This window comes from Haloferax litoreum (genome assembly GCF_009674605.1).
Lineage (GTDB): Archaea > Halobacteriota > Halobacteria > Halobacteriales > Haloferacaceae > Haloferax > Haloferax litoreum.
This window is the reverse complement of the sequence record NZ_WKJO01000002.1, coordinates 236,697-248,968: the sequence shown is the minus strand read 5'-3', so window position 1 is coordinate 248,968 and position 12,272 is coordinate 236,697. Positions and strand designations below refer to the sequence as shown.

9 protein-coding genes and 1 pseudogene are annotated in these 12,272 nt (G+C 60.8%); 1 reads left to right on the top strand and 9 read right to left on the bottom strand.

What is annotated here, in order from left to right; all coding sequences use genetic code 11:
* Nucleotides 1-118: 118 nt before the first annotated feature.
* Nucleotides 119-1,288, bottom strand: a complete 1,170-nt coding sequence (locus tag GJR96_RS16540; RefSeq protein WP_151164557.1) for an NAD(P)/FAD-dependent oxidoreductase — start codon at nucleotides 1,286-1,288, stop codon at nucleotides 119-121.
* Between the two features lie 171 nt (nucleotides 1,289-1,459).
* Here GJR96_RS16540 and GJR96_RS16530 point away from each other — a divergent pair, with 171 nt between their 5' ends.
* Nucleotides 1,460-2,632 carry an NAD(P)/FAD-dependent oxidoreductase gene (locus GJR96_RS16530; RefSeq protein WP_151164555.1) on the top strand — a complete coding sequence of 391 codons (1,173 nt, stop codon included), beginning with the start codon at nucleotides 1,460-1,462 and terminating at the stop codon, nucleotides 2,630-2,632.
* A 27-nt stretch (nucleotides 2,633-2,659) separates the two neighbouring features.
* Here the strand turns inward: GJR96_RS16530 and GJR96_RS16525 are convergent, their stop codons facing one another.
* From GJR96_RS16525 to GJR96_RS16490, 8 genes and pseudogenes are all read right to left on the bottom strand, one after another.
* Nucleotides 2,660-3,889: a M20 family metallopeptidase gene (locus GJR96_RS16525; RefSeq protein WP_151164553.1), complete on the bottom strand. Its 1,230-nt coding sequence runs from the start codon at nucleotides 3,887-3,889 to the stop codon at nucleotides 2,660-2,662.
* Between the two features lie 18 nt (nucleotides 3,890-3,907).
* A complete protein-coding gene (locus GJR96_RS16520) occupies nucleotides 3,908-5,245 on the bottom strand; it encodes an acetyl ornithine aminotransferase family protein (protein ID WP_154326379.1) in 1,338 nt (445 codons plus the stop codon).
* A gap of 102 nt (nucleotides 5,246-5,347) precedes the next feature.
* Nucleotides 5,348-6,052: an ABC transporter ATP-binding protein gene (locus GJR96_RS16515; protein ID WP_151164551.1), complete on the bottom strand. Its 705-nt coding sequence runs from the start codon at nucleotides 6,050-6,052 to the stop codon at nucleotides 5,348-5,350.
* A complete protein-coding gene (locus GJR96_RS16510; protein WP_151164549.1) occupies nucleotides 6,052-6,849 on the bottom strand; it encodes an ABC transporter ATP-binding protein in 798 nt (265 codons plus the stop codon). Before GJR96_RS16510 ends, GJR96_RS16515 begins: the two co-directional genes overlap by 1 nt.
* Entirely contained in the window at nucleotides 6,846-7,904 is a 1,059-nt protein-coding gene (locus GJR96_RS16505) for a branched-chain amino acid ABC transporter permease (RefSeq protein ID WP_151164547.1), read from the bottom strand. The genes GJR96_RS16510 and GJR96_RS16505 overlap by 4 nt, the downstream gene beginning before the upstream one ends.
* Nucleotides 7,901-8,785 carry a branched-chain amino acid ABC transporter permease gene (locus GJR96_RS16500; RefSeq protein WP_151164545.1) on the bottom strand — a complete coding sequence of 295 codons (885 nt, stop codon included), beginning with the start codon at nucleotides 8,783-8,785 and terminating at the stop codon, nucleotides 7,901-7,903. Before GJR96_RS16500 ends, GJR96_RS16505 begins: the two co-directional genes overlap by 4 nt.
* A 53-nt stretch (nucleotides 8,786-8,838) precedes the next feature.
* Nucleotides 8,839-10,119: an ABC transporter substrate-binding protein gene (locus tag GJR96_RS16495; protein WP_151164543.1), complete on the bottom strand. Its 1,281-nt coding sequence runs from the start codon at nucleotides 10,117-10,119 to the stop codon at nucleotides 8,839-8,841.
* Nucleotides 10,120-10,238: 119 nt separating this feature from the next.
* Nucleotides 10,239-12,133, bottom strand: a pseudogene (locus GJR96_RS16490) (aldehyde ferredoxin oxidoreductase family protein).
* Between the last annotated feature and the right edge of the window lie 139 nt (nucleotides 12,134-12,272).

Sequence of the window (12,272 nt, the reverse complement as noted above, 5' to 3'; positions counted from 1 at the left end):
ACTTAAAATTTTCGCGCTACGATGGACCCAGTAGAATATTATGGTCTCGAATTAGTTTGAATTCTAAAAATGAATGCAGATTAATGGAGTCGGTTGAATCTCTCCTCCCTCATACGACTCATTGCAGGCCTGGGTGTTTGCCGTCCAACTTGAGCATCTCTTCGATATCGAAATCCCCGGGATGTTCGTCGAATCTGTCTGGTCGCCACTCTGGATACTCGGACTCTCCGTCACAGACGATGTCCGCGACTGCGTGCCCGACTGCTGGTGAGCGCATGAACCCGTGACCCTGCAATCCGGCAGCGACGACGACGTCGTCCGGTCCACCGTCGCTTCCGGGTTCGTATACAGGCCTTCCAACGAGTGGACGACCGTCGGGCGTCGCGGTGCAGAGCCCTGCCCATGCGTTTTGAATCCCAACGTCGTCGACAGGGAGACATCGTTCGACGACGTCACTCGTCTCGACGAGGAAATCGAAGTCTGCGGTCTGTGTGTAGCCGTCTGGGTCTGACTCGACCTCTTCTGTACCATCTCCAACGAGGAGGCCCCCACGTTGTTCTGACCGGAAGTAAACGCCCTCGTGTGCGTCGTAGACTGTTCCGATATCGAACGCGACGGGCGTCGTGACGAGTGCCTGCGCTCGGTAGGGTTTCACCGGCAAGTCGACACCTGTGAGAGCAGCAACGCGGCGAGACCACGGCCCGGCGGCGATGACGACAGTGTCGGTCTGAATCGGACCCGCCTCGGTTTCGACAGTCGGTGTGTCGGACACGTCGATATCCGTCACCTTCGTTCCCGGCCTGTAGGTCACCCCCTTCGCTCGTGCTTCGTCGAGAAGCGTAGTCGTGAACGTGTGTGGGTCTGCGTACCCGTCTCCGGGTGCGTACGTTCCAACTGTTACACCGTCGAGTGACAGCGTCGGGTAAATCTCACTAATCTCCGGCGGGTCGACTAATCGAACGTTCGCACCTTCGTTCTGTTGCATCGACACCTCTCGCTCGAACGCCGAGTGTTCACGCTCGGTTCCGGTGCGGAGAAAGCCCACCTCGTGGTAGGTGAAGTGATTCTCTGCCGCCGAGAGGTCACGGAAGAAGTCGATACTGTACCCCATCGCGCGAACGTCCGCTGGCTCGTGCAGTTGGCAGAACACGAGTCCGCCCGCTTTTCCGGTGGTCTCACCTGCCGCGTGTCCTTTGTCGACCAGCGTCACCTCGATACCCCGTTCTGCGAGGTGGTGCGCGGCGCTCACACCAACCGCGCCCGCCCCGATTATCGTCGCGTGTGTCATGAGTGCCCCTGTCAACCCGATATTTGACGGTTCGTCGTATTTTCACACAACCTATTTATGTATTGTCTTATCTCGCGCGGTGGAATCGGGAGTAATTATTAACGACGGTGCCTCGGAGAGTCCAGCACAGACGAACGGCGAGGCGGAGACGACCTCGCGTTCTTTCATTCGATGAATACGAGACGAGTTGCAGTCATTGGCGGCGGAATCGTCGGGTCGAGTGTCGCGTACCACCTCGGTGACGACCCTGAGATAGACGTAACCGTATTCGAACGAGGCGAACTTGCCGGTGAGACGACTGCTGCTTCCGGCGCGTTCGTCGGACTCTGGGGCGACGAACCCCCGGCGTACCGCAGACTCAAGGAGTACGGCGTTCGCCTCTACAACGAGTTTTTGTCTGCCCCACGAGCAAACTCGTCGTACACGCTCGCACCGCGTCTGGGAATCGCGTCTACACCCGAGGGGGCGGCGAAACTACGGGCCGCAGTCGCCTCGCGGGCGAGCGTCCGCGGGAACGTCGAATACGTTCCCGGTGAACGTCTCGGTGCGGAACTCCTGCATCCCGGACTCGATACCGCGAACGTCGAGGCAGCAGTGTACCGGCCGAACCTCGGCTTCCTCGACGCGACTGAACTCGCGGCCGAATTCGTCCACAGAGCGAGGGACCGCGGCGTGACGTTCGAGACGGGGACCACTGTCGAAGACGTGACGACAGACGACAGGTCAGTGACCGGTATCGTCGTGGATGGCGACCTGCGCCCGTTCGACGCTGTCGTCGCCGCGGCGGGACCGTGGAACACACACCTCGCTGAGTCTGTCGGACTCGCCCTTCCGATACGCCACACGCTCGGCCCGATTCTGGTCTTCGAACCCGACGAACCGGTTCCGTACGACACGTTCAGTGTCAAGCACGTCGAGTCCGGCGTCTACTTCCGACAGCAACCAGACGGTACTGTCTTTGCGGGCCACTACCCGGGTGGGTATGACGACGCGGGACGTGCTATCGACCCTGACGACGTATCCCAGACAGTACCAACAGACCTCCGGACGAAAATCCGAGACGTGGTCGAAGCGTACTTCCCGTGGGTCGAGGGGGCCCCTGTCGCCGACGAGTGGGTCGGCGTTCGGTCGCTGACACCCGATGCTGGCGCCATCGCGGGATGGACGAGCGTAGATGGATTCTATGCAACTGGGTTCAACGCCGCGGGTATCCAACTCGCCCCTGTCATCGGATACGTCGTGGCCGAGCAACTCGTTCGAGGGAATCCGACTGAATACTACGATGCCGTTCGACTCTCACGGTTCGACGGATACACTGACGTCTTCAGAACGTGGGAGAAATGAATGCCAGAGTGAACGGTTTCTCCCCGTTTACTCGACCAACCGACTGGTAGCGTCGGCGACGAGTTGTGCCGTCTCGACGACTTCGTCTACGTAGACGTACTCGCCGGTGCCGTGAACGTTGGCCCCGTCGGGGCCGACGATGACAGTCGGAATCTCGGCACGGCCACCGAGGTGATTGAAGTCGCCGATACTGGAGAAGTACCCCACGTCGGGTTCGGTGTCGAACAACTCGCGGATACTGTCGAAGAACGGCGTCACGAGTGGGTCGTTCTCATCGGTCACGTACGGTTGGAAGTACATGTCCGGTTCGGGCGTCTCACGGAGCGAGATATCGACGTCACTCTCTAGGTCGAGCGAGTCGACGACCCGCTGTGCGTCTTCGAGAACGGATTCTGCAGTCTCTCCGGGGACGACGTGACGGTCGATTTCAAGCTCACACTGGTCGGGGACGGAGAGTGGTTCACCGCCCCCCTCGATGGAGAGGAGGCAAACGGACCCGGACCCGAGTTTTTCGTGGTGGCCGAGGTCCATCTCGGAAATCGCGTCTGCGATTCGAGCGGCGTCGAGTGCCGCGTTGACGCCCATGTCCGGTTGGGAGCCGTGTGCGGCTTTTCCGGTGACGGTTATCTCGTAGAGGAACCGACCGCGCGCACCGAGGACGATGGCGGGATTCTCGATGTCCTGTTGCGTAATCGTCGGTGCCGGTTCCGTGACGATAGCCACGTCACAGTCGGTGGTGACTCCGTCGCGAATCGTCGCATCGGTACCGAGTCCGAAGGGCCCCTCTTCGTCGACGACGGCCGTCAAGAGCACGTCTCCGTCGAGGTCACGTTCGGCGAGTGCCTCGAATGCGACGAGAATCGCGGCCAGACCGCCTTTCATGTCGCACGCGCCCTGTCCGTACAGTTTGCCGTCTTCGATTCGTCCGGACGTGGGGTCTTCGTCCCACCCCTCGACGTGCTGGACGGTGTCCATGTGCCCGTTCAAGAGGACAGTGGGTGCCTCGGGGTCAGACCCTTCGATACGGGCGACGACGTTGTCTCCTTCGAACCCAGTGATAGCTGGTTCCGAGACGGTGTGGTACTCCGGGTCGAGGCCGCGTTCGTCCAACCAGTCGTAGATGTAGGTCGCAATCGCTTCTTCTTCGAAGAAGGGACTAGGAATCTGGACGAGGTCCTGGAGGACCTCGATGGTCTCGTCTGGGTCGATCGCGCTGGCGACACCCGCGTCTGTTTCGGTCGTCGTATCAGAAGACATAGAATGTGTGTGCGAGGATTACTTCAGTGCGTCCGCGAGGGCGTCGCCGAAGATTTCGACACCTTTGGTCGCCTGTGCTTTCGTTATCGTGAGTGGCGGTGCGAACCGGACGGTGCTCTGTCCACAGGGGAGAATCATCAGGCCGTGTTCCCACGCGGTGTGCATGACTGCCTCTGAGAGGTCCCCGTCGTTCTCGCCCGTCTCTGGGTCGACGAACTCTGCACCAATCATCAGGCCGAGACCACGCACGTCGGCGATTTGTGGGTACTCTTCGGCGAGTGCTCTGAGTTCGGCCTGCAGGTGGTCACCCACTTCTTTCGCGTTTTCGAGGAGGTTCTCTTCTTCGATGACGTCGATGACGGCGTTCGACGCGGCGGCAGCGACGGGATTGCCGTGGTAGGTGCTCGCGTGCGTGCCCGCCCCCCACGTCATCACGTCTTCTTTGGCGACCATCGCAGACATCGGCAGACCGTTGGCGATGCCTTTGCCCATCAGGGTGATGTCGGGTTCGACGTCCCAGTTGTCCATGCCGAACCACTCGCCCGTCCGTCCGAACCCGGCTTGCACTTCGTCGGCGATGAGGAGGATGCCGTGGTCGTCCGCGAAGTCACGAAGCTTCTGGTGGAATCCTTCCGGCGGCACGACGTATCCACCTTCGCCCTGCACCGGTTCGACGACGATACCGGCGATTTCGTCCACGGGGACGCGTGTCCGAAGCAGGTCCTCTAGCGCGTCGAACGTCGCGTCCATCGCCGCTTCCTCGCTCCCGTAGCGCGACGGTTTCGGGAACGGAATGTGGTCGACGCCGGGGACGAGGGGACCGAACCCGCGTTTGTATTTCGTCTTACTCGCGGTGAGCGAGAGGGCGCCCATCGTCCGTCCGTGGAACGCGCCTTCGAAGGCGATGAAGCGGTGACGACCCGTGTGGTGCCGTGCGAGTTTCATCCCCGCTTCGACGGCCTCTGCTCCACTGTTCCCGAAGAAGACCTTCTTCGGAGAGTCGCCCGGCGCGATGGCTTCGAGACGCTCTGCGAGGCGCGTCGGTTCCGGCGAGTAGTAGTCACAGAACGCGGGGTGGATGAGCGAGTCGAGTTGGTCCTGCGCCGCCTCGGCGACTTTCGGGTGGCGGTGGCCGACGTTCGTTACGGCGATACCGCTGGCGAAGTCCCAGAACGTGTTTCCGTCGACGTCCGTCACGGTCAGTCCCTGTGCACTCTCCACGGCGAGTGGATAGGCGCGGGGTGAACTCGGTGAGATGACCTCGCCGTCTGCCTCGACGAGTTCTTTCGCCTTGGGACCGGGTAAGTCCGTCACGATGTTCGGCCCATCGGCCGACAGGTTGTCTTGCTTGCTCATGACACGGCCACTGTTGCACTATGTATTAAATTATGGGGAAAAAATTGGAACGGGTGGAATATGTTGGTGAGTAAATTGGTTAGAAAGCAGCCACGCAGTGGCTCAGCCGCCGAGATACAGTTCGACCACTTCGTCGTCGGTGAGTATCTCGTCTGCGGCGGCCTCGATTCGGTTCTCGCCCATGTCGAGGACGTAGCCACGGTCCGAGTGTTCGAGTGCTCGTTTCGCGTTCTGTTCTATCATCAAGACCGCCGTCCCTGTCGCCCCAATCGCCGCGACTTTCTCGAACACGAGTTCCACCATGTCGGGCGAGAGTCCTGCGCTGGGTTCGTCGAGTAACAGGAGTTCGGGGTCGACCATGAGCGCTCGCGCCATCGCGAGCATCTGCCGTTGTCCGCCACTGAGCGTCCCTGCTTTCTGTGCTTTTCGTTCTTCGAGGATAGGGAAGTGTTCGAAGACCGACGCCAATCGCTCGGGTGTGAACTCGTCGTCCGAGGGCGCGCCCAGGCGGAGATTCTCCTCGATGGTGAGCGACGGAAAGACGTTGTCGCTCTGCGGAACGAACGAGAGATTGTGTTCGGTCATCTCGTTCGGTTCGAGTGACGTCAAGTCGACGCCGTCGAACGTGACCGACCCACTCCAGCAGTCGACGAGGCCGAAGAGTGTCTTCATGAGCGTCGACTTTCCCGCCCCGTTCGGACCGATGACGGTGACAACTTCGCCTTCGTGAACCTCCAGCGAGACACCGTGGATGATTTCGACGTCCCCGTATCCCGAGACGACGTCGTCGGCTTCCAGAAGCGCCATCAGGACTCGCCTCCCAGCGGTGTCGTCACTCCGTCGTCGCCCGTCCCACCGAGATAGGCGGCGATGACCTCGTCGTCGTCGAGGACTGTCTCTGGGTCGCCATCGGCGAGCACCGACCCCTCGTTGAGGACGATGAGGCGGTCTACGAGTTCGGCGAGGGTCTGAATCTCGTGTTCGATGACGAGGAACGTCGTTCCCTCGTCGTTCAACGCGTCTATGTACTCGACGATTTCCTGTCCGAGCGTCGGGTTGACGCCCGCGAGTGGTTCGTCGAGGAGCAACATCTCCGGGTCCAACATGAGCGCCCTCGCGATTTCGAGGAGTTTTCGCTGTCCACCGGACAGTTCACCTGCGTAGTGGTCTGCAACGTGCGTGAGGTCGAACTGCTCCAGTAAGTCGTCCGCCCGTCGCTCCACTGCCGCTTCGTGGTCGGCAACCGAGTCGGGACGACGAATCGCCTGACCGAGTCGTTCACCCGGATGGTCCGGGGCGGCGAGTTTGAGGTTCTCTTTGACGGACATCGTGGTGAGTTCGCGCGTGTGCTGGTACGTTCGGACGAGTCCCCGTTGGGCGATGGCGTGAATCGGTTCGCCGGTCACGTCTTCGCCTGCGAAAGAGACGGTTCCAGAGTCGGGTTCGAGGACACCGGTGATACAGTTGAAGAACGTCGTCTTGCCGGCGCCGTTCGGGCCGATGATGCCCACTAACTCACCGGACTCGATGGTGATGTCGGGTTCGTCGAGGGCGACGAGGCCACCGAAGGCCTTCCGCAACCCGCGCGTCTCGAACAGCGTCATTCGCGGTTCACCCCCAGTTCGTCGGCGTTACCCCACAGTCCTTGCGGACGGTAGCGGACGATTGCCACGAGGAGTGCACCGACGACGACGAGTCGGAGCGACGCGAAGTCGATTGCTACTGACGACATCGCACTGTTCGCGAACCGGGTGAGTAACCGGAAGCCAAGGATGAACGCGAGTCCACCGAGGACGCCGCGGTGGTTCCCGGGACCGCCGACGAGCATCCCGACCCACACGAGGACGGTGACGTTGAGGGTGAAGAACCCCGGTGAGACGGCACCGTTGTAGAGCGAGAAGAGGGACCCGGCGAGTCCGGCCAACGCGGCCCCGAGGACGAACGACTGCATCCGGTACTGGAAGACATCCTTCCCGAGCGACTTCGTCACGAGGTCGTCGGCGCGGATAGCCCGGAGGACGCGACCATACGGTGCGTCGGTGATTCGGACTAACAGCGCGTAGAACACGGCGAGGACACCAGCGAAGACGACTGCCGTCGCCAGCATCGAGGTGTTCGGAGACTGTCCCGTGAGGTCGAATATCGGTTGCGGGATTCCGGTCAGGCCGACTGAGCCACCGGTTACAGACGGGAAACTACTGAGCAGTCTGTGGACGATTTCGGCAGTCGCCAGCGTCGCAACGGCGAGGAAGTCTTCACGGAGTCGGAGCGTTGTGAGGCCGATGAGGCCGCCGAGAAGACTCGCTACGATGACCGACGCGGCCACGCCGACAGGCCACGGGAGACCGAGTGCGATACCTTTGAACGTCTCCGTTGCCGTGAGCATGGCAGTCGCGTACGCGCCGACTGCGAAGAACGCGACGTGGCCGAAGTTAACTAACCCAGTAAAGCCGTACTGGAGGTTGAGGCCCAGAACCAACAGTCCCCACAGGAGGAAGGTGATGCCCACCTCGAAGAAGACGAGCGATTGGTTCGGGACGACGAGTGGAACTGGCGAGACGGCGATTACCGCACCAACCAGTGACAAGACGACGCCAAGCCACAGCATGCCACTGTCGGAATCGGTCGGGTTCAGGGACGTGATGGCGTCGAGACTCATGCGCGACGCACCTCTTTCCCTGCGATACCTTCGGGTCGGACGAGCAAGACGCCGATGAGGACGACGAACGCGACAGTCGTCCCGAACTCCGAGGCCCACGTCGGAAGGATACCGACCGTGAGTGCCATCGCGATACCGAGGATGTACGCCCCGACGATTGCTCCGTAGGCACTCCCTGCGCCACCGAGAACGGCGGCAGCGAGGACGACCAGCAACTGGTCGTAGCCGAGGAACGGCCCGACAGAGTTCTGGACGCCGAGGAGCACACCGGCGAGACCTGCGAGGCCCGACGCGAGCAACCAGACGCGACTCCGAATCGTGCTGGTGTCGATACCCGCGACTTCGGCGAGTGTCTCGTCGTCACCCATCGCGCGCATCGCGATGCCAGTGCGGGTCCGCGTCAAGAGGACGTGGACGAGGACGAACACGGCGACTGCCACGGCGAACACCGAGAGACTCGACGTGTTGAACTGCAGGCCGCCGAGCACGTCGAACTGGAAGACAGTCGCTTGCTGGAACTCGAAGAACCGGCGCTTCGCACCGGCGACCATCCGGACACCGTTTCGGAGGATGAGACCGAGGCCAATCGAAGTCAACAGGAGTGGTATCGGTCCCGTCTCGCGAATCGGTGTGAAGAACGCCCGTGAGAGGGTCCACCCGATGACGGCAGTCAGCGGAACCGCGAGCACGATGACCAGAGGAATCTGCAGGTCTGCCACCGACGCGAGGACGAACCCGACGTATCCTCCGATGGTGATGTACTCACCGTACGCGAAGTTTATCATGTTGATGAGGCCGTAAATCAGCGTGAACCCCACGGCGGCGATTGCGATGTAGGACCCTGTTATCAGTCCAAAGATGACGTTTTGTGCAATGCCCATCTCAGTGCTCTCCCTCCTCGTCACTCGTTCGGTTGCCCTCCCGACCACCTGATTCAGTACTCGTCGAGCACATTTTCGAGGTCCGATGCCGGAATCACGTCCACCTGTTCGAAGGCACTCGGCGTGACGCGTTCGATGGCGACGTTGCCGAGGACGTTGCCGTACTCGGTGAATGTACACGGCGTCGCCGCACCCTGATATTGCACTTCGTCTCCGTTGTCGAGTGCCTCCTTCCCGTCGGCGAAGTTCGACACCGTCGTGCCACCTTGCCGCGTCACAGGCCCGAGGTTCTTTTCGACTTCTGTCGGGTCGGCGCTCCCTGCTCTATGGGCCGCCAACGCGACGACATTCACCATGTCGTAACAGGTGACTGCCCACGCGTGGAGCGCCGGCGGGTCGGATTTGAACGACTTGTACTTCTCTTCGAACGCGTCGTAGGCGGGGCCTTGCCCAGTCGGGGAGGCAATCCACGCCCCCTCCGCTTGTTCGCCGGCGTTCTCGATGAGTGCCTCGTCACGCAGCGCGTCTTCGAGAATCAACTGTCCACCGTATCCGGCGTTGGACCACTCACGAAGGATGGTGACCACGTCGTTCAGGCCGGTTGCGAGGCCCCACGCGTCGAAGTCTGCTTCGAAGAGGCGGTCGAGTTCGGCCTTGTACGTCGACTTGCCTTCTTCGACTTCGATGCGGTTGACGACTTCACCACCGCCGTTGGTGAACCACTTCTCGAAGGCGTCCGCCCACGACCGTTCGCCCTGTGCAGTACCGTTCAGGATTGCGACGTTCTCGTATCCTTCGGACACCATCTTCTGTGCCGCGCCGGCGGTGTGGATACTATCACTAATCTGTGTCCGCCAGACCCACTCGTCGTCGCTGACGTCGTCGGGCGTGCCGTGGTCGCCGCCGCGAGTGTCGACTGCCGTCGTACCAAGCCAGTTCGAGACGATTGGAATCTCCTGACTCGTGAGGAAGTCGACGAGCGGCGTCACTTCACTCGACAAGAGCCCCCCGATGACCGTCGCGCCGTCGTTGTTCTTGAACTGCTGGACGACGGTGCGCGCCTGTTGTGGCTTCAGTGCCGTCTCGCGTTGCTTGAACTCCATGTCGTTTCCGAGTGGACCGCCGGCGTCGTTGACCTCTTGAATGGTCATCTCCGTCGCCGCAGTCACCGCTGGTTGCAGGAAGTCCCACTTGCTAGTCGAGACGGTTGGTTGTCCGAGGAGGACGGTCTGGTTCTCTCCGCCGCCAGTCTCACCGATACAACCGGCGAGCGCGAACGTTCCCGATGCACCGAGCGCCTTCATCGCATCCCTGCGAGTGATAGGTGTTCTCATACATCACATTCAGTATTACTAATGGTATATAGGAATTACGGACAATTACAATAGAAGATGCCATTGACTACAGCAGATGTAAAAACGAATCTCGTTTTTACGAGAAATACCGAAACAGGCTATTCCGTTCTGTCGACTCCGCCGTCGGTGATACCGGGTTCTGCGACGTCGGTCATGCCCAATTCGGTGAGACGAGTGGGCGACGGACGGCCATCGTCGCCCCACCCGCGCAGGTCGTAGTACTCTTCGAGCATCTCGTCGAGTTCGACAACCTCCCCGCGTTCGACCCGTCTTCGAAGGCGACGTCGGTGAAGATACTCGGAAGCGAGTCGTCTGCACGGGATGCGCCCTCGCGGACGTTGAACAGGCGTTTCATGTTGAAGATGCGCTCACCGAACGACAGCACGTCTTCCGTGTCGACCTCGGTCCCGAGGGCCAATCCGAGGAGTTTGCCAACTTGTGCGACCTCGATATTCTCGGTTCCCGGTGGGTACGAGAACTTACACCCGCACATCGAGTCGTAGACGCTGAAGAGGTTCTGCATGACGACTTCCAATTCGGCCTTGCCTTCGGTTGCGTGCCGCGGGTAGTCGTCCGAGTAGATTTCGAGGTCGGTGATATCGTATCCGTAGATATCGACGTACCCCGTGAACGCCCGCATGTGACACGCGCCCCGGTTCGACGTGGCGTAGGTGAGTCCCATGGTCTTCTGGGCACGTGGTTCGTGCATCGGAACTTCGAGACCCTTCACGTGGACCGCGTGTTCGGCGGCGTCGAGCGACTCGGCAGCGCGGAGGACGCCGTCCGCGAGAATCTCACCGAGGCCGTCACGGTCTGCGATTCTGTGGACGAGTTCGACGATTGCCTCGTCGTTCCCCCAGTCCAAGTCGAGGTTGACGTCTTCGTCTTCGAGGAACCCACGGTCCTGCATGGCGATGGCGAAGGCGACGACGTGTCCTGCGCTTATCGTGTCGAGACCGTACCGGTTACAGAGTTCGTTCGCTCGGGCGATACTTTCGAAGTTGTCGTTCTTGCTCAGACTTCCGAACGACGCGAGCGTCTCGTACTCGGGGCCACCCTGGTCCGAGAGGGACCCGTATTTGTCGCTCTCCATGGAGACGATGCGGCCACAGGCGATGGGACACTGGCCACACGCGTAGGTCGAGGTCAGGTAGTCCTGTGACATCCGTGGACCGCTGATGTCCCACGCGCCGTCGAATGCGGACTCTTCGAAGTACTTGGTCGGGAGGTTCTGGAACACCTCGGACTCTTCTTCGATTGCCGCGGCGGTTCCGTGGTCACGCCGCGTCTTCGTACTCGGCGTCTGGGTGACTGTCTGCGTAAGTTCGAGCGTCAACTGTTTGTACGCCTCGAAGTCGGGAATGTGACGGTGGGCGTCGCCTGTTCCGATGACGCTGATTGCCTTGAGGTTCTTCGACCCCATCACAGCGCCCATCCCGGTCCGACCAGCGGCACGCTTGATGTCGTTCATCACCGAGGCGAAGCGGACCTGATTCTCTCCTGCTCGACCGATGGTACTCACGACGGCGTCTTCCCCGACTTCGGCCTGAATCTTCTCGGTCGCTTCCGGGACGTCTGCTCCCCAGATGTCCGACGCGTCGCGGAGTTCGAACTCACCGTCTTCGACGTGGAGATAGACGGGTTCGTCCGCCTGCCCCTCGACGACGACGACGTCGAATCCAGCACGTCGGAGGACGGTCCCCCAGTCACCGCCACTCGTCGCCTCACCGAGCAGGCCCGTGAGCGGACTCTTCGCACTCACCGAATGTCGGCCGCTCGTCGGTGCGCGCGTCCCGGTGATTGGACCCGTCGCGAAGACGAGTTTGTTCTCTGGACCGAGTGGGTCGACTCCCGGTTCGAGTTCCTCGTACAGCAGTCGCGCAGCCAACCCGGTGCCACCGAGGTACCGAGTAATCCATCGGTCCGGAAGTTCTTCTACCGATACTGACTCTGCTTCGAGGTCGACTCGAAGGGCGGTTCCGAAAGCTGGCATGTAATTACCCGAACACTCAATACAATCCCCATTAAGCATTATGACTGATGGATGACTATATTGCGAGTGAAATGGGGAATATGAGACGAAAACTGGAGTCCCAACGATTTCTAACTACGTGATAAAAATAATTCCAAAA

Coding starts and splice junctions, on each gene's coding strand:
- GJR96_RS16525 (WP_151164553.1), bottom strand. CDS start 3,889: ATGTCTTCTGATACGACGACCGAAACAGACGCGGGTGTCGCCAGCGCG.
- GJR96_RS16540 (WP_151164557.1), bottom strand. CDS start 1,288: ATGACACACGCGACGATAATCGGGGCGGGCGCGGTTGGTGTGAGCGCC.
- GJR96_RS16495 (WP_151164543.1), bottom strand. CDS start 10,119: ATGAGAACACCTATCACTCGCAGGGATGCGATGAAGGCGCTCGGTGCA.
- GJR96_RS16515 (WP_151164551.1), bottom strand. CDS start 6,052: ATGGCGCTTCTGGAAGCCGACGACGTCGTCTCGGGATACGGGGACGTC.
- GJR96_RS16500 (WP_151164545.1), bottom strand. CDS start 8,785: ATGGGCATTGCACAAAACGTCATCTTTGGACTGATAACAGGGTCCTAC.
- GJR96_RS16520 (WP_154326379.1), bottom strand. CDS start 5,245: ATGAGCAAGCAAGACAACCTGTCGGCCGATGGGCCGAACATCGTGACG.
- GJR96_RS16510 (WP_151164549.1), bottom strand. CDS start 6,849: ATGACGCTGTTCGAGACGCGCGGGTTGCGGAAGGCCTTCGGTGGCCTC.
- GJR96_RS16530 (WP_151164555.1), top strand. CDS start 1,460: ATGAATACGAGACGAGTTGCAGTCATTGGCGGCGGAATCGTCGGGTCG.
- GJR96_RS16505 (WP_151164547.1), bottom strand. CDS start 7,904: ATGAGTCTCGACGCCATCACGTCCCTGAACCCGACCGATTCCGACAGT.